The following is a 17,718-nucleotide window of genomic DNA, read 5'->3' on the forward strand; positions in this document are numbered from 1 at the left end:
GGTTTGCTTCGGCCCTTCGACGGCGGGCGGAGCGAAAATTGGACAAGTTAGCCTTACCTATCTTTTTGTCGTTCGCTGTGTGAAGATGATCGCGATTCAGCACAACGGCCGAAGGGCGAGGACATGACGGTGGAGGCCGCGCCGCTGTCTGCGGCGGATACGGGGAATCGGCCCCCGCGCGCACAGCAGAAGGCGCACAAGCAGCGAGAAGCGCAGGCGCGCAAAGAGATCCTGGCGCCGGTGCGCGGGGCGCTCACGGTGGCGAGTCTCCTCGTCGCGGTGGCCTCGATCGCCAATGTCGTGCCGTTCGTGCTGATCGTGGAAGCCTGCCGGGAACTACTGGCCGACCGGATCGATACCGACCGGGTGTGGACGCTGCTGTGGGCCGCGGTGCTCGTGCTGGTCGTACGAGGTCTGCTGCAGGCGGTCGCGCTGAGCTGGTCGCATCATGTGGACGGCGGTTTCCAGCTGGCCGTGCGGCGCTCGCTGGCCGATAAGCTCACCCGGGTTCCGCTGGGCTGGTTCTCCGAACGCACCTCCGGCGATGTCAAGAAGTACCTGCAGGACGATGTCGAGGCGCTCCACTATCTGGTGGCCCATGCCCGGCTGGACTTCGTGGGCGGTGTGGTGGTCCCAGTGGCGACCCTGGTCTATCTGTTCACGGTGGACTGGCGGCTCACCCTGGTACTGCTGATCCCGTTGCTGGCCTACGCCGTATCGCTGAGCCGGATGATGGATCAGACCAGCCGGGACCGGCTCGCGGTGTACAGCCGCTGGGAGCGTCGGGTGCAGGCGGCGACCATCGAATTCGTCGACGGGATCCAGGTCGTGCGCGCCTTCGGCCAGGCCGGTAAGGCGCATCACGAGTTCCAGGCCGCGGTGGACGGGCAGACCGCGGCGTTCACCCGTTGGAAGACTCCGATGATCCGGTTGCAGGCTTTCTCCGACATCACGGTGGCGCCGGTGTTCGTGATGCTGGTGATCGTGCTCGCCGGACTGGGGGCGGTGGGCCTGGACTGGGCGCAACCGCTGGATCTGCTGCCCTTCCTGCTGGTCGGGCTCGGTCTGGGCAGTTCGCTGCTGGGCCTGGGCTACGGCGGGCAGGCGCTGCGCGAAGCGGGTGCGGCCGCGGTCCGGTTGTACGAACTGCAGCAGACCCCGGAACTCCGGGCGGGAGTGCCGGATCCGGCGGCGGTGGAGCCGACCGCCGGGGAGCCCGGCTTGGTTCGGTTCGAGGGGGTGGCGTTCGGATATCGCGACGACCACCAGGTGCTGCGTGATATCGACCTGGAACTGCGCCCCGGCACACTCACCGCGCTGGTCGGCCCGAGTGGATCGGGTAAATCCACGCTGGCCAAATTGCTGCCCCGGTTCTACGACGTCGACGCCGGCCGCATCACCATCGGCGGACGCGATGTCCGCGACTTCGCCTCCGACGAGCTGTACCGCACAGTCGGGTTCGTCTTCCAGGACGTCCGGCTGATCCGCGGAACCATCCGGGAGAATCTGCTGCTGGCTCGCCCCGACGCGGATACCGAGACCCTGGAGGCGGCCGCGCGGGCGGCGCAGATCCACGACCGCATCATCGCGCTGCCGCGCGGCTACGACTCCGAGATCGGCGTGGATGCCAGCCTGTCCGGCGGTGAGGCGCAACGTCTTTCGATCGCGCGTTCGCTGCTGGCCGATACTCCGGTACTGGTCCTCGACGAGGCGACGGCCTTCGCCGATCCCGAATCCGAGGCCGCGGTACAGGACGCGCTGGCCCGGCTGGTGGCCGGTCGCACCGTGCTGGTGATCGCGCATCGGCTGCACACCATCACCGGGGTCGACCGGATCGTGGTGCTGGAGAACGGGACCCTGGTCGAACAGGGCGATCACGCCCGGTTGAGCACCTCGGGCGGGACCTACCAGCGGCTGTGGGAGATCAACGAGGCCGCCCTCGGCGCGGTCACGACGGCGCAGAGCGGGGATATTCGATGATCAAGAAGTTGCTCGCGCTGGTTCCCGGCGAATACGCCCCGCTCACGCCGAAGCTTTTCGCGGCGATCCTCGCGCAGGCGCTGAGTCAGGCGCTGGCGTACCTGCTGCTGGTTCCGGTGCTGGAGGCGCTGTTCGGCGACGATATGGCGCGGGCCTGGTTCTGGGCGCTGCTGATGCTGGTGGCGGTCGCGGCGGTGGCCGCGTTCGGCTACCTGCAGACGGTTTTCGGGCTGCGTATCGCAGTCGGGATGCAGCGTGGCCTGCAGACCCGGATCGGCGACCATCTCAATGCGCTTCCGCTGGGCTGGTTCGAAACCCACGGCGCCGGGCCGCTGTCGCGGTTGACCGTGGAGAACGTGCGCGAGATCCAGCAGGCGCTGGCCTATCTGGTGGCCAAGGTGCTCAACAGCATCGTGGTGCCGATCGCGGTCGCGGTGGGGATGCTGTTCGTGGACTGGCGGATCTCGCTGGCCATGTTGTTGTCCGCGCCGGTGCTGTTCCTGGTGAACAATCTGGCGGCCCGGTCCTATGCCGCCTCGGACGCACGGGCGCATGCGGCGGCGGGCGAAGCCGACGCGCGCGTCGTGGAGTTCGCGCAGGCCCAGCCGGTGCTGCGTTCGCTGGGCGCGGTCGGGGCCGGGAACCGCGCGCTGGACGGTGCGCTGGCGGAGCAGCGGTCGGCGTCGACGAAACTGGTGTTCGCGTCGGTACCGGGGCTCATCGTCTTCTCGCTGTGCATCCAGGCGGTGTTCCTGGTTCTCGCCTATATCGTGGTGAGCCGGGCGACCGGTGGCTCGATCTCGGTTCCGGCGGCGATCGCGCTGATCGCGGTGAGCGCGCGGTTCATCGAACCGCTCAACCTGGCCGCGCAACTGGGTAACGGCCTGCGGGGCGGGGCCGCGGCGGTCGACCGGGTGACCGAGTTGCTGAACGAGCCGACCCTGCCCGAATATCCGGAACCGGTCACACCGGGTGCGCCGGGCGTCGAGTTCGAGAATGTCGGCTTCTCCTATCGCACCGGCGAACCAGTGCTGTCCGGGCTGACCTTCAGCGTGGCGCCCGGGAGCACCACCGCGGTGGTCGGTCCCAGTGGCGCGGGCAAGACCACGTTGCTGCGGCTGGTCGCGCGGTTCTACGACGCGGAGTCCGGCCGGGTGGCGGTGAGCGGGCACGATGTGCGCGCGCAGCCATCGGAGACATTGCTGAACCAGCTGTCGCTGGTGTTCCAGAACGTCTACCTGTTCAACCGGTCGGTGGCCGAGAACATCCGGATCGGCCGGCTCGACGCCACCGACGACGAGGTGCGGCGGGCGGCGGAAGCGGCCCGGGTGGACGAGATCGCGCAGCGGCTGCCCGACGGATACGAATCTTCGGTCGGCGAGGGCGGCGCGCTGCTGTCCGGTGGCGAGCGGCAGCGGGTTTCGATCGCCCGGGCGTTGCTCAAGGACGCACCGATCGTGCTGCTGGACGAGGCGACCAGTGCGCTGGACCCGCACAGCGAGGCCTCGGTCGTCCGGGGCATCCACGAGCTGACCCGGGGCAAGACGGTGATCGTGGTGGCGCATCGGCTGGCCACCATCGCGCACGCCGATCAGATCCTGTTCCTCGACGGAGGTCGTATCGTCGAGCGCGGCACCCATGCCGAACTTCTGGAACTCGGCGGCCGCTACGCGGACTTCTGGAACGAGCGGTCGCGGGCCGGTGGCTGGCGATTGGAACAGTCTGTCGGATAGCGGAATTCCGGGAGCGGGGATGTTGCCGGGTCACTGGGCGCGTTCCCGCTCCGGTTCCCTGTATCACCGCGGTGCCGGTGTGTTAGCTTAGCCTAAGCAATTCATTCCGGAGCGCCCGAGTGCGGTTCTGGAGAATCGCCCTCTCGCAATGTAAGGTAAGCCTAAGTACAGGCGTGATACTGGTTCGGCCACGGCCGTACCGAGCAGTGAAGGAGAACCGGTGGTCGATCCGTTCGTGGCCGACGCCGGTTCCGCTGCCCGTAGCAGGAGGTGACTGATGACCGTCGTCGACGATATCAGGGGTGTCGACCCACTGGTTCTGCCCGGACCGACGGCCGTCGAGCGCGAACGGATCCTGGGCGAGTGGGCGACCGGGGTCGAGCCCTATGACGTCTCCGCGCTGGTCACCGTGATCAGACACGGCCAGATGGTCCCGGAGGGCCGGGTGGCGGCGCGTTGCGCGGACGAACTGGTCACCTACGGCGATCTCTTCGGCGGCCGCGACCGCATCCAGGGTGTGCACCGCACGTCCGCCCTCCCCACCGCGACGGGCGTCATCGCCCTGCACGCCGAATTCATCACCGCTTCCCGAGTGGGCGTCGGCCGGTTCGGCGCGTACGGACTGCTGCTCGGGGCCGATGCCCTGGCGGTGGCCGTCGCCGACCGCCGCTGCGTCGCCGCCGATCGTCGCCTGCGCCGCAACGATCCCGCGCTGCGGCCCGCGGATGTCCGTCTGCTGGCCCTGCCGTGGGGCGATCCGCAGAACGCGGTGGACCTGCTGGCGGCCTGGTCGGCCGGCGCCTCCGTGGTGGTGCCGACCGAAACGCAGCGCCGTGACCCGGCGCTGCTGGCCGGGCTGATCGAAACGCACGGGGTCACACAGGTGGTCGCGGACGCCGAACTGCCGGTGCTGCTGATGGCCGAGGGAATCGACCAGCTGCCGACCGTGGCTCGCTGGGACCTCGTCGGCACCTACGGCGGGTCGGCGCTGACCGAGGCCGTGCGGTGCTTGTCGCCGGAGGCCGTGGCCACCGTGGCGTTCCACTCGCCCGCCTATCTCGGCGCCCTCGCCCGCGGACCGCTGTCGCCCACCGGCTGGACCAGGCCGGTGCCGGGCGCGAAGGTCCTGCTTCTCGACGAGGGCCGGCTGGTGCCGCCCGGAGTCGTCGGCGATGTGTACGTGGGCGGCCGGGCGCTGGCCGCCGAACTGACCGACGGCCGGGAGCGGGAACGGTTCGTGCGGGATCCCTATGAATCCGGCGCGCGGCTCTTCCGGACCGCGCGGCGCGGCTGGTGGACTCCGGAAGGCCGGCTGATCATCGAGTCGTGAGGCCGGAGCTGCACAGCTCCGGCGATCGCCGGGATCGCCGATCGATCGAAACTTCTCCGGTGCGCCGGCACTGTTGTCCGACCAGATATCCACAGATGGGGTTTCTTCATGCGTATCGTCTCGTTCGGGTTCCAGACCTGGGGGCGCAAGACTTTGCAGGCACTGATCGATTCCGAACACGAGGTGGTACTCGCCGTCACCCATCCCGCCAGTGAGGATTCCTACAAGGGGATCTGGTCGGATTCGGTGGAGGAGCTGGCCCGCGAGAACGGGATTCCGGTACATCTGACCGAACGCGCCGACGCCGCGACGATCGACCTGGTCAAGCGCGCCGAGCCGGACGTCATCGTGGTGAACAGCTGGTACACCTGGATGCCGCCGGAGCTGTACACCATGCCCACCCACGGCACGATCAACCTGCACGATTCACTGCTGCCGAAGTTCACCGGTTTCTCGCCGGTGCTGTGGGCGCTGATCAGCGGGGCCGCCGAGTTCGGGTTGACGGTGCACCGGATGGACGAGCAGCTCGACACCGGCGATATCCTCGTGCAGCATTCGCTGCCGATCGGCCCCACGGCCACCGGTACCGAATTGGTGCTCGCCGGTATGGAACTCATTCCCGGCGCCGTCCGCGAGGCGCTGGCCGCGCTCGACTCGGGCACCGCGCAATGGCGGCCGCAGGACAAAGCGGCCCGCACCTATTTCCACAAGCGGTCCGAGCGCGACAGCCGGATCGACTGGCGCACCCACGCATCCGATCTGGAGCGGTTCGTACGGGCTCTGTCCGCGCCGTACCCGCGGGCGTTCGGGTACTACCGGGGCGGGCGGATCGAAGTGCTGGAATCCAGTGTGTCGTCCGCGTGCTACGGCGGGACGCCGGGCCGGGTCATCGTGCAGGAGGGCGGCGGCGTCGTGGTCTGCGGCCCGGACGCCCATCGCGGCGGGAACCACGGATTGTTGATCACCCGGGTTCGCGATGCCGAGGGTGTCGAACACAGTGGCGCCGAATTCTTCCGGCGCGGCGGGTATCTGACCGACGCTCCCGAGTGACGGTTCCGGTCGCTCTGTAGCCGGTAGCTATGGGTTGCGATCGCTCGCGTCCGTTCGTGGACGCGGACGATCGTGCGTGCCGGGCGATCCCGCCCGGTACGCCGCAGTCGCCTCCGAGATCATTTACATAAGGTTAGGCAACCCTATGTAAATGGGTTACGCTGCTTGCGCGGCATTTCCGCGGAAGACGACAGGAGTGGCAGCGGTGGTGGAGTCAGGGCAGCAAGTCTCGGCGGTGGATGTCGACGAGGTCCGGGCCGCGGTCGCCGAACAATTGGGCGTCACCGTGGACGACGTCGCCGCCGACGCGGACCTCATCCAGCTGGGACTGGACTCCATTCGCACCATGAAACTCGCGGGCCGGTGGCGTAAACGGGGCTACGACATCAATTTCGCCGAGCTGGTGGCGGCCCCGACCGTATCGGACTGGTACCGCCTGCTCGCCACCCCGCCGCGGCCGGAAACGGACGCTGACACCAGCCCACGGTCCGAAACCGCTGTGCCGGTGCCGGATCCCGCCGAGGCGGCGGGGCAGCCGGAGCCCGCGACGGAATTCGAACCCTTCCCGCTCGGTCCCATGCAGCACGCGTACTGGATCGGGCGCTCCGAGGAACAGGAACTCGGCGGGGTCGCGGCGCATCTGTACGTCGAATTCGACGGCGGCGGGGTCGATCCGGAGCGGCTCGGCCGGGCGGTGTCGGAACTGGTCGCGGCGCATCCGATGCTGCGCACTCGGGTGCTGCCCGACGGTACCCAGCAGACCTTGCCCGCGCCCGTGCTGCCGGTGTTCACCGTCGTGGACCTACGGGAGGAATCCGCCGGTGCGGCCGACGCCGAGTTGGCGCGCGTCCGCGACCGGATGACCCACCAGCGGCTGGCGATCGACGCCGGCCAGATGTTCGAGGTCGTACTCAGCCTGCGGCCGGACGGCCGGAGCCGACTGCATCTGGACGTCGACATGATCGCCGGCGACGCGATGAGCTACCGCATCCTGGTCGCCGATCTGGCCGAGCTCTATCACGGGCGTGCGGTTCCCGAACAGACCTACAGTTACCGGCGCTACCGCACCGAGCGCGCCGTCGATCCGGTGGCCCGGGAACGGGATCGGCAGTGGTGGCGGGACCGGCTGCCCACCCTGCCCGGCGCACCGGAACTTCCGGCCGCACCGGCGGGTACCCGCTCCGACGAGCGCCGCACGGTTCGCTACAACCACTGGCTCGCCCCCGAAGGACGGCAGCGGCTGCTGGCCGCGGCGCACGAGCGCGGGCTCACCCCCGCTATGGCCCTGGCCGCCGTGTTCGCCGAGACGGTCGGCGGCTGGTCGGCGCAGAGCCGGTTCCTGCTCAATGTGCCGCTGTTCCACCGGGAGCCCGTCCACCCGGGCGTCGATCGCGTGGTGGGCGATTTCAGCTCCTCCATCATGCTCGAAGTCGACGTCACCGAGAACGTGACCGTCGCCGAGCGTGCCCGCGCCCTGCAACGCACGATGCACGAAAGCGGCGCTCATACCGCCTATTCGGGTCTGGAAGTGCTGCGCGACCTGGGGCGGCACCGCGGCGAGCCGGTACTGGCTCCCATCGTCTACACCAGCGCTCTCAATCTCGGCGAACTCTTCGCCGGCACCGTCACCGAAACCTTCGGTGAACCCGTGTGGATCATCTCGCAGGGGCCGCAGGTGCTACTGGACGCACAGGTCACCGAGGTGAGCGGTGGACTACTGCTCAACTGGGACGTCCGTGAATCGGAGTTCCCGGCCGGAATGATCGACGTGATGTTCGCGCGGTACACCGACGCGGTGACGCGGCTGTGTGACGGCGCCGCGGGCTGGGAGGCCGAGGCGCCGGTGCGCCTGCCCGTGGCGCAGGCCCAGGTGCGAGCCAAGGTCAATGCCACCGACGGGCCGGTGAGCGGTCGCTGTCTGCACCAGGGGTTCTTCGATCTCGCCCGCACGGATCCGGCACTGCCCGCGGTGGTCTGGACACGCGACGGCGTCGACGGCGGCCTGACCTACGGTGAGCTGTCGGACCGGGCGTTGGCGGTGGCGGGCGCGCTGCGTGCCGCCGGAGTGACCGCCGGCACCACTGTCGCCGTGCAACTGCCCAAAGGTCCCGATCAGATCGTCGCGGTACTGGGCGTACTGGCCGCCGGGGGCGCCTATGTGCCGATCGGGTTCGACCAGCCGGTGGGTCGCCGTGCCGAGATACTGCGCACCGGCGACATCACGGTGGCGCTGACCGCGCCCGGCGCCGATATGGGCGACGCGGTGGTGCGCTGTCTGCCGCTCGCCACGGCGGCGCGGTACCCGGATCCGTTGACCGCCCCGGTCGCCATGGACCCGACCGCGCTCGCCTACATCATCTTCACGTCGGGCTCCACCGGAGTGCCCAAAGGTGTCGAGATTCCGCACGCCGCCGCGATGAACACCATCGACGCCGTGAACGACTGGTTCGGGGTCGGCCGGGCCGATCGCGTACTCGCGCTGTCCGCCCTGGAGTTCGACGCCTCGGTCTACGACATCTTCGGCATGTTCTCCGCCGGGGGCTCGATCGTGGCGGTGGACGCCGGTCAGCGCGCCGAGGCCACCTCCTGGGTGGACCTGCTGCGCCGGCACCGGGTTTCGATCCTGAACTGTGTGCCCGCCATGCTCGATATGATCCTGGCGATCGGCGGCGACGGACTCGGCGATTCGCTGCGCGCGGTCACCCTCGGCGGCGACTGGGTGGGCGCGGATCTGGCGCGCCGCCTGGCCCGTCAGGTGCCCGGCTGCCGGTTCTCCGGTCTGGGCGGCGCTACCGAAACCGCTGTCCACAACACCATCTGTGAGGTCGCGGATCCGCCGCCGCACTGGTCCACGGTGCCGTTCGGGGTACCGCTGCGCAATGTGCGATGCCGGGTGGTCTCGGCTGCCGGCCGCGACTGCCCGGACTGGGTGCCAGGTGAATTCTGGGTGGGCGGGGCGAATATCGCCGCGGGTTACCGCAACGACCCCGAACGCACCGCCCAGCGTTTCGTCGAACACGACGGTCTGCGCTGGTACAAGACCGGCGATATGGCTCGTTACTGGCCCGACGGGACGATCGAATTCCTCGGTCGCGCCGACCATCAGGTGCAGATCCGCGGCTACCGGGTGGAACTCGGTGAGGTCGAGACCGCGCTGCGGACCGCGCCCGGTGTCCGGCACGCGGTGGCCGCGGTGGTGGGTTCGAACGCGCCCCAACTCGTGGCCGCGGTGGTCGGCGCGCAGGGCGACCCGGCCGATATCGTCGCCGCGATCTCGGATCGGCTGCCCGGCTACATGGTTCCGGCGCGGATCGAGATCCTGGACGCCATGCCGCTGACCGGCAACGGCAAACTGGATCGCCGGGCCGTTCTCGCCCTGCTGGAATCGGACTCCGGGACCGTGGTCGACAGTGCGCCGCGCAATGACGTGGAAACCGCGCTGCTCGATATCGTCGCCGGTGTCCTGGGCGGGGACGGGATCGGCGTGCACGACGACTTCTTCCAGCTGGGCGGAGATTCGGTACTGGCCACCACCGCTATCGCGCGGATCCGGGACTGGCTGGACGCCGATCACGCCCTGGTCGCCGATATTTTCGCCGCGCGCACGATCGCGGCGCTGGCGCAGCGATTGACCGCGTCGGATCCGCGGCCCGGCCGGCTGGCGCAGGTCTCGCGGGTCTACCTCGAGGTCGCGGGGATGAGCGACGACGAAGTGCTGGCGCAAACCTAGAGGGCCGCGGCCGGGTGTCGGCTCGGCGGCGCGGGAGTGAGAGATGGGAGAACCGGTGGACAGACTTCTGGTACTGGGCGCGGGACCGAAAGCCATGGCGGTGGCGGCGAAAGCGCATGTACTGCGTCAGCTGGGTATGCCCGCGCCGCAGGTGATCGTGGTGGAAGCACATGCCGTGGGCGGGAATTGGCTGCCCAGTGGTGGCTGGACCAACGGTCAGCATCGGCTGGGCACCAGCCCGGAGAAGGACATCGGCTTTCCGTATCACTCGGTGTGGGCGCGTAATCGCCACCGGGAGATCGACGAGGCCATGCTGGCGTTCAGCTGGACGTCTTTCCTGGTGGAGCGCGGAACCTATGCGGAATGGGTCGATCGCGGGCGGCCCAGTCCGCAGCATCATCTCTGGGCCAAATACCTGCAGTGGGTCGCGGACAAGACCGATGTCGAACTGATCGCCGGCGCTGTCCGCACGGTGTCGGCGGGCGCCGAGGGCTGGCTGGTCTCGGTGGTGGACGCCGACGGACTCGCGACCGATATCGAAGCCGAACGTTTGATGATCACCGGTCCCGGCAACAGCCGCCGGGCCATGGCCGATCATCCGAAGATGCTGAGCATCGCCGATTTCTGGGACCTGGTCGGCCGGCGGCAGTTGCCGGTGTCGTCGCGGGCCGCGGTGATCGGCGGCGGCGAGACCGCCGCCTCGGCCATGGACGAACTGGTCCGCCACGATGTGCTGACAGTTTCGGTGATCTCCCCGGCGGCCACGATCTACACCCGGGGTGAGAGCTATTTCGAGAATTCGCTGTTCAGCGACCCGGCCAAATGGCGGGGCTTGAGCATCGAGGAGCGCCGCGATGTGGTCCGGCGCACCGACCGGGGCGTCTTCTCGGTCCGGGTCCAGGAGAATCTGCTGGGTGACGCCCGGGTCCACCATCTGCAGGGGCGCGTTGTGCAGGTGGCCGATCAGGACGGGGGTGTCGCCCTCACCCTGCGCAACGAGAACCGGCCGGACCGGGTGCACACCTTCGATCTGGTGGTGGACGCGACCGGCGGCCAGCCGCTGTGGTTCATGGACATGTTCGACACCGATGCCGCCGACCTGGTGGAACTGGCCCTCGGCGGTCCGATCACCCAGCGTCGTCTGGAATCGTCGATCGGGCACGATCTGGCGATATCGGGCTTGGACACCAAGCTCTATCTCCCCAATCTGGCCGGTCTGGCGCAGGGTCCGGGTTTCCCGAATCTGAGCTGCCTCGGGCAGCTTTCGGATCGGATTCTGGGGCCGGAGCCGGAACGGATCCGCTCGACCTCGGCGCGGGCCCGGGGGAATTCGGCCGCACGCTAGTCGGTCCGTCCCCTGGGACCTGGTCCGCGTACCGGTCCGGTGCCTATCGTGAGGCTGCGCGACCCGGCGCAGCCCGTCATCCGCCGCGGCCGGCCGGTTTGCTGGTCCACCGTGGACGACTTCTGCCCGGTCGGTCCGGCGGGCCGCTGTCGCGGTGCCCGCCGGACCGACCGGGCGATCAGCTAGTCGCGGAGAGCGGCGAACACCCGCTGATCGAGCAGGAACATCGGGTGATCCCGTTCGGGCAACACCAGCATCGGGGTGAAACCGGCCGCCCGGAGTTGATCACACCATTCGTCCTCGGTCAGGAAGATACGGGCGCCCTGCCGGATATCGTCCTTGCCCGGATGGGTGGCGCCGGGGGCCGCCGACATCAGGAACTTCATCGACGTCAACAGCGGGTAGTTCGCCTTGCACGCCTCGACGAAGACCACCGCCCCACCGGGATTCAGCAGATCGTGCAGGTCGCGCAGCATATCGCCGATATGCAGGGCGTTGTGCAGGACATTCGCGCCGATCACGATGTCGTAGCGGTCGGTGGCGCCGCGCAGGTCCGCGTTCATGTCCATGATCCCGTAGCGCATCCAGGGATGCGCGGCGAAACGTTCCCGGGCGGCGTTGAGGAAGAATGTGGACAGATCGGTGAAGTGGTAATCCACCGGCAGTCCGGACAATCCGGTGATCACCTCGTCGGTGGTGCCGCCGATGCCGGCGCCCAACTCCAGGATGCGCACCGGTGCGCGGTCCCCGGCGATGCGCGCGGCCACCCCGGCGACTGCTTCCCGCGCGGCCAGATTGAGATAGTGGCTGATGATGTTCTCGCGGTAGGCCCCCTCGGCGGTGAGCATATCGCCGCCGGGGAACAGCAGCTCCTGAACGCGGACGCGGTCCTGGGCCAGACCGGTGAGGTTATCGGCCGAACTCCGCAGGAAGTCCGCGAATTGCGGTGAGTAACCGAGATCGGCGCAGATCCGGTAGAGATCGGCGCTGCCCGGTTCGGACGGTGCGGCGGCCGAACGGTAACCGCGCGACGGGTCGTATTCCAGGCAGCCCTCACCGGTCAGCTCGTCGAGCCAGCGGCGCAGCAGCCAATGGTGCCGCTCGGCGAACTGCACCTGGGCGGCGATCTCGTCCGCGGTGTGGAATCCGCCGTCGTCCAGCGCGGGCGCCAGCGTTGTCAGCATGGCTCGCATTCCGGCGATATCGAGATCGCGGCGGGCGGTGCGCAGGGCACGCGGGTCCAGGTTGCGGGGGACGGCCTGTTCGGCGGTCTGCCGGGCGGTGGCGGCGATCTCGGCGGGTTCCGTGCCACTGACGGGGCGGCTCACCGGCCGGGCCGCCGTGGTCTGCACGCTCCGCGCCGGGGCGGTGGGTGCGGCAGGCCGTGTCGACGCCGCTTTCGGCCGGGCGCCCAGACTGCTCGAGATGGAATCGACTGTCGCCCCGCCGAGCAGATCGGCGACCGGCAGATCGTAGCCGAACTCGCTGTCGATGCGGCGCCGGAACTCCAGCGCCTGCAGGGAATCCAGACCCAGTGCCACCAGTGACCGAGTGGTGTCGAGTCCATCGCTGTCCTCGGCGCCCAGGACCTCGGTGAGCACCTCGGTGACGCGGCGTCCGATATCCACCGCGGCGGCCGGGGCAGTCGCCACCGGTACTGCGGGGGCGGCGGGCGCGGGGGTGCTCAGTTCGGAGAGCACCGGGCCGTAACCGTAGGCGTCGAGCACGGAGCGGCCGCGGTCCCAGTCGAAGGCGGCGACGATCGCGTTGTGGGTCAAACCGTTCAGCCCGAGCGCGATGGCTTCCGTGGCCGCCATCGGTAGATAACCGACGGCGGCGAGCTGGGCGGAGTCGGTGTCGTTCTGTCCGCGATAGGCCGCCCACTGGCCCCACTGGACGGATACGCAGTGCTGTCCGGCGGCGCGGGCCCGGTGGGCGAAGGCGTCGAGCATCCGGTTGGCGGCGGCATAGATGATCTTGCCGCGACCGCCGAGCGTGGCCGCGAACGAAGAGAACAGCACCGTGTGGCAGTCCGGGGCCGTGGGCAGTGCGTTCAGCAGGTTCTCGACGCCGATCACCTTGCCGTGCAGCACTCGCCGTACCTGCTCGGCGGTGATCGCCTCGAGTTCCAGTTCGGTCACACCGGCGTAGTCGGCGGCGGCGTGCAGCACCAGATCGACGGGTTCGTCGCGGAGCTGCTCGGCCAGCAGTGCCACCGCCGCGGGGTCGCCGATATCGCAGGCGCGCACGCGGATCAGCGTGGAACTCGACTGCCGGATCGGAGCGAGCGCGGCGGTGATCTCGGCGGTCTCACCGGTTCGGCTCACCAGGGTGATGCGGGTGGCGCCGGCTCGGGCGAAATGCTCGCAGATCTGCCTGCCCAGACTGCCGGTGCCGCCGGTGACGACGATATTCGCCGGTGCGATATCGGCCCCGGCGGATTCGCCGGTGTGCAAGCGTTTCGCGTACAGGCCGCCGTCGCGCAGCGCGAGTTCGGTCTCGCCGGCGGTGTGCAGCGCGGTCAGGATCGCGCCCGCCGCGGTGCCGGGGGCGAGGTCCAGATGACCGAAGGCGACCCCGGGGAATTCGGTGCCCGCGCACCGGAAACCGGCGCTGGCGGCCGCGGGAACCGGATGTGGCGCCGGATCGTCGTCGCGGACCTTCTCACCGGCGGTGGTGACCAGCCAGCAGGCGGTGATCGCGTCGGACAGTCCGGGCCACCAGGCGCGGCCGCCGAAGAAATCCGCGGTCGCGGTCGCGGCGGCCGTCGCGGTCAGCTCCGGATACTCGGGCAGTAGCACCACGAGAGTGTCGACATCGCCGCAGCCGGCGGCCGGGTCGACGACCTGCGCGGTGGCGCCGTGATTCGCGGCCTCGGCGCACAGCGCCGCCGCCAGCTCGGCCTGGGCGCCCGTATGGTCGATGATGCCCAGCCGCCGCGGCGCCGCCATGGTCCGGCGGGTCAGCCGAACCCAGTGCTCGACGACCAGTTCCGGCCGGAATACCTCGGGCGTGCGGTCGACCGATGCCTCGGGTGTGCGCTCGATCGCCGTGGGAACGGTCGCGGCCGGGGTGGTCGCGCGATCCCGCGAACCCGAGTTGTACGGCAGCCACAACCGCACTTCGTTCATCCGGACATGCGGGAAGTCCCGCAGCGGCAGCGTCGGCGCGGTATCGGTCCCGACCCGCAGGCTCTCCCACCGATAGTCCGGTGCGTCGACCGCGAGAGCCGCCAGATTGCGGGTGAATTCGCTCAGATCGGCGGCGGTCCGGTGTGAGGTGCCCAGTACGCGCGCGCCGGTGTCGGACAGTGCCGTCACGTTCTCCTCGACGGCGAGCTGCAGGGTCGGATGTTCGGCGATTTCGACGAAGGTCCCGATCTCGCGCGCGGCAGCGGCGGCGACGGCCTTGTCGAAGCGGACCGGGTTGCGCAGATTCCAGAACCAGTACTCGCCGATCGGCAGATCGGCGGTGATCTCCGCGCCGAGGGTCGCGCCGAAACAAGCGATCTTCCCCGGGGTGAAGTGCCTGTTCTCCAGCCGTTTCTCGATCGCGTTGTGGATCTCGTCGCGGAATTCGTTGACCATGCTGGTATGCGCCGGGTACCTGACCCGGATCACCCGCGCGAAGACGCCCTGTTCGGTGCAGGCGTCCACCACCTCGGCGACGGTGTCGCGCGCTCCGGACAGCGCGGTCATGGTGGGGGAGTTCACCACCGAGACCTGCGCCCAGCCGGAACGCTGGGTGAGCAGTTCTTCACAGGTTTCCCGGTCGGCCGCGACGACGGCCATCGCGTAGTCGTCGGAGGAGATGGTGTCCACCGCGCGGGCCCGGGTGCCGACTACGAGCGCGGCATCGGCGAGGGTCATCAGGCCCGATACGTAAGCGGCGGCGATCTCGCCTTGACTGTGCCCGATGACGGCCGCCGGCTCCGCACCCGCGGCGCGCCACATGGCCGCGATCCCGGCCATCTGCGCGAACAGTGCCGGTTGCACGACGCGCGCGCTGTCGTCGGCGGGCGCGTTCTCGTCGAGCAGGTAGTGCAGTGGCGATTCGCCGAACAGTTCGCGGAAAACCGTGTCGCAGCGATCGACTTCGGCGCGGTAGGCCGGCGCCCGGTCGTAGAACAGGCGACCCATTCCCGGTCGCTGTCCGCCCTGACCGGGGAAGACGAACGCGATCCCGCGGCCGGGCGCGGTGGAGCGGACGACGGCGCGATGTTCGCCGCCGGCGGCGACGGCCCGCAGGGCCTCGGTCAGTCCGGCGGTATCGGTCACCATGGCCAGGGCGCGATCGCGGCGGGCCACCCGGGTCCGGAAGATCATCTCCGCGATCCGCTGGACCGGGACACCGGGCCGGGTTTCGAGGTAGGCGAGCAGATCGGCGGCCTCGGCGGCCAGCAGGGCGGGGGTCGGCGCCGACACGAGAACCGGGACGGTCCCGTCGGGGAGCTGGTACTCAGAAATTGTCGTTCTCCTCGTGCGCGGGAATGGCGATGATGGCGTGGGCATTGGCGCCCCCCGCGCCGAACGAGGACACGGCGCCGTAGCGGATATCGTCTTTCGGCTGCCACGGTTGCGTTTTCGTGGCCAGCCGCAGACTCGATCGGCTCCAGTCGACCTTGGTGGTGGGATTGTCCGCGTAGAGAGTCGGCGGTATTTCGCCGTGCCGGCCGGCCAACAGGAGTTTGCCGAGCCCGAGCATTCCCGCCGCCGCCTGCGCGTGCCCGGCATTGGATTTCACCGATCCCAGCACCGGATCGCCGCCTGCGGCGCCGTAGGTGTTCTGCAGTGCGGTGAGTTCGGCGACGTCACCGGCGCGGGTGGCGGTGCCGTGGCCTTCGATCATGCCGATATCGGCGGGGTCGATCCCGGACATCTCGACGGTCCGCCGGACCAGTTTCTCCTGTGCGTGCGCGCGCGGCACCAGAATCGGACGGCCTTTGCCGTTGTGGTTGGTGTAGCTGGCCAGCACGCGCCCGTACACCGGATGCCCGAGGCGCCGGGCCCGTGCTTCCGGTTCGACCAGCAGTGCGACGGCGCCCTCGCCCCACAGAGTGCCCGAGGCATCGTCGGAATAGGCCCGGCAGTGCCCGTCCGAGGAAAGCGCGCCGTTCTTGGCGAATTCGTAGAACCCCATCGGGGAACTCATCACGCAGACCGCGCCCGCGATGGCCCAGTCGCATTCGCCGTTGCGGAGCGCGGAAACCGCCAGATGCAGCGCGGTCAGTGAGGAGGCGCAGGCCGAATCGATGCACATCGAGGGTCCGGTCAGGCCCAGGGAATGCGATATCCGCCCGGCCACACCCAGTTGGCCGTAACCCACGGTCCGGAAACCGGAGTGCTCGTTGATTTCGCTGGCGCTGGGCCCGTACTCCATCGGGGAGGCGCCGATATAGCAGCCCGCGTCCTCTCCCGCGAGCGCACCGGGGTTGACCCCGGCGTTCTCCAGTGCGCGCCACGCCACCCGCAACCCCACCCGCTGCTGCGGATCGGAGGCCAGGGCCTCGCGCTGGGAGATGCCGAAGAACGAGGGATCGAATTCCGCGACCCGGTCCAGGAATCCGCCCGCGTCGCCGACCTGTCCCCAGCCTTCCCGGTCGCCGAGTGACAGCAGTTCCTCGATCGGCCAGCCGCGGTCACGGGGGAAGGGGCCGATCAATTCGCGTGAATTCGCCAGGGCCGACCAATACGAACTCAGGGTATCGATTCCGCCGGGGGCCTCCACGGCCATTCCGGAAATTACAATGTGATCGCGGTCCGGGCCGGCCGTCGATGTCATTCTGATCCTCGCGGTGGTGTGGATGGATCACGCTCTGGGCGTGATTAATTCAGCCAATTCGTCGACATAGTCGTTCAGGTAGAAATGGCCGCCTTCGAAGACGGTGATATCGACCTCGGCGCTGTGTTTGCGCCAGCCGTTGAGTTCGGCGAGGGTGACGATCGGATCGTTGTCCCCGCCGATCGCGTGGATCGGCGCCTGGATTCGGACGTCGTCGGTGCAGGAGTAGCGCTCGGAGGCGGCATGATCCTGTTTGACGACGGGCAGTGTCATCCGCATCAGATCCCGGTTGGTCATCACATCGCCGGTGGTGCCCTCGAGCCGGGTGAGATGGTCGAGCAGGGCTTCGTCGTCCTTGGGTGCGGGCTCTTTGGTTTCCGCGATATGCGGGGCGACCGCGGCCGATATATAGGCCCGGTCGATGCCGACGCCCGCGGCTTCGGCGAGCCGGACGAATTCGAACGAGACGACCGCGCCCATGCTGTGGCCGAATGTCGTGATCGGCACATCGCGGTAGCGGTCCGTATCACTGAATTCCGTGAAGGCGCCGGCCGCGAATTCGGGCAGGGTCGCCGGTGCGGGTTCGTGGACGCGGTCCTGGCGGCCCGGGTACTGGAACACGAGAACCTCGTAGTGCGCGCTGAAGGCTTTGGAGAATGCGCGATAGGCCGACGCCCCCGCACCGGCGTGCGGGAATATCAGCAACAGGGGGCTGCCGGGGGAACTCGGCTTGTGAAACTGCCTGATCCAGCGTGGTCCGGGTGGCATG

General features: G+C 69.0%; 9 protein-coding genes and 1 pseudogene. 6 read left to right on the plus strand and 4 right to left on the minus strand.

Annotated features, from left to right (window positions below):
* The first annotated feature begins 123 nt into the window (after nt 1-123).
* From OG804_RS26055 to OG804_RS26080, 6 genes are all read left to right on the plus strand, one after another.
* A complete protein-coding gene (locus tag OG804_RS26055; protein ID WP_328390831.1) occupies nt 124-1,980 on the plus strand; it encodes an ABC transporter ATP-binding protein in 1,857 nt (618 codons plus the stop codon).
* Nucleotides 1,977-3,713, plus strand: a complete 1,737-nt coding sequence (locus OG804_RS26060; RefSeq protein ID WP_328390833.1) for an ABC transporter ATP-binding protein — start codon at nt 1,977-1,979, stop codon at nt 3,711-3,713. The genes OG804_RS26055 and OG804_RS26060 overlap by 4 nt, the downstream gene beginning before the upstream one ends.
* A 277-nt stretch (nt 3,714-3,990) precedes the next feature.
* Nucleotides 3,991-5,043, plus strand: a complete 1,053-nt coding sequence (locus tag OG804_RS26065; protein ID WP_328390835.1) for an AMP-binding protein — start codon at nt 3,991-3,993, stop codon at nt 5,041-5,043.
* 108 nt (nt 5,044-5,151) lie between these two features.
* The gene (locus tag OG804_RS26070; protein WP_328390837.1) at nt 5,152-6,093 is read left to right on the plus strand and encodes a methionyl-tRNA formyltransferase; all 942 of its coding nucleotides are present in this window, start codon (nt 5,152-5,154) and stop codon (nt 6,091-6,093) included.
* Nucleotides 6,094-6,301: 208 nt separating this feature from the next.
* Entirely contained in the window at nt 6,302-9,823 is a 3,522-nt protein-coding gene (locus OG804_RS26075) for a non-ribosomal peptide synthetase (protein WP_328398751.1), read from the plus strand.
* A 43-nt stretch (nt 9,824-9,866) separates the two neighbouring features.
* A complete protein-coding gene (locus OG804_RS26080; RefSeq protein ID WP_328390839.1) occupies nt 9,867-11,168 on the plus strand; it encodes a SidA/IucD/PvdA family monooxygenase in 1,302 nt (433 codons plus the stop codon).
* A gap of 182 nt (nt 11,169-11,350) precedes the next feature.
* On the opposite strand, the gene OG804_RS26085 is transcribed toward OG804_RS26080, so the two are convergent.
* The 4 genes and pseudogenes from OG804_RS26085 to OG804_RS26100 form a co-directional block, all read right to left on the minus strand.
* Complete coding sequence (locus tag OG804_RS26085) at nt 11,351-12,361, minus strand: class I SAM-dependent methyltransferase (RefSeq protein ID WP_328398753.1); 1,011 nt, start codon at nt 12,359-12,361, stop codon at nt 11,351-11,353.
* 204 nt (nt 12,362-12,565) lie between these two features.
* Nucleotides 12,566-15,571 (minus strand): annotated as a pseudogene (gene nbtC, locus OG804_RS26090) (nocobactin polyketide synthase NbtC); the annotation flags it as partial.
* Nucleotides 15,572-15,626: 55 nt separating this feature from the next.
* A complete protein-coding gene (locus tag OG804_RS26095) occupies nt 15,627-16,949 on the minus strand; it encodes a beta-ketoacyl [acyl carrier protein] synthase domain-containing protein (RefSeq protein WP_328390841.1) in 1,323 nt (440 codons plus the stop codon).
* A gap of 27 nt (nt 16,950-16,976) precedes the next feature.
* Entirely contained in the window at nt 16,977-17,717 is a 741-nt protein-coding gene (locus tag OG804_RS26100) for a thioesterase II family protein (protein ID WP_328390843.1), read from the minus strand.
* Between the last annotated feature and the right edge of the window lies 1 nt (nt 17,718).

The organism is Nocardia sp. NBC_00416, from assembly GCF_036032445.1.
In the GTDB taxonomy this organism is placed as follows: Bacteria; Actinomycetota; Actinomycetes; order Mycobacteriales; family Mycobacteriaceae; genus Nocardia.

Coding starts and splice junctions, on each gene's coding strand:
- OG804_RS26055 (WP_328390831.1), top strand. CDS start 124: ATGACGGTGGAGGCCGCGCCGCTGTCTGCGGCGGATACGGGGAATCGG.
- OG804_RS26060 (WP_328390833.1), top strand. CDS start 1,977: ATGATCAAGAAGTTGCTCGCGCTGGTTCCCGGCGAATACGCCCCGCTC.
- OG804_RS26065 (WP_328390835.1), top strand. CDS start 3,991: ATGACCGTCGTCGACGATATCAGGGGTGTCGACCCACTGGTTCTGCCC.
- OG804_RS26070 (WP_328390837.1), top strand. CDS start 5,152: ATGCGTATCGTCTCGTTCGGGTTCCAGACCTGGGGGCGCAAGACTTTG.
- OG804_RS26080 (WP_328390839.1), top strand. CDS start 9,867: ATGGGAGAACCGGTGGACAGACTTCTGGTACTGGGCGCGGGACCGAAA.
- OG804_RS26085 (WP_328398753.1), bottom strand. CDS start 12,361: ATGCGAGCCATGCTGACAACGCTGGCGCCCGCGCTGGACGACGGCGGA.
- OG804_RS26095 (WP_328390841.1), bottom strand. CDS start 16,949: ATGACATCGACGGCCGGCCCGGACCGCGATCACATTGTAATTTCCGGA.
- OG804_RS26100 (WP_328390843.1), bottom strand. CDS start 17,717: ATGCCACCCGGACCACGCTGGATCAGGCAGTTTCACAAGCCGAGTTCC.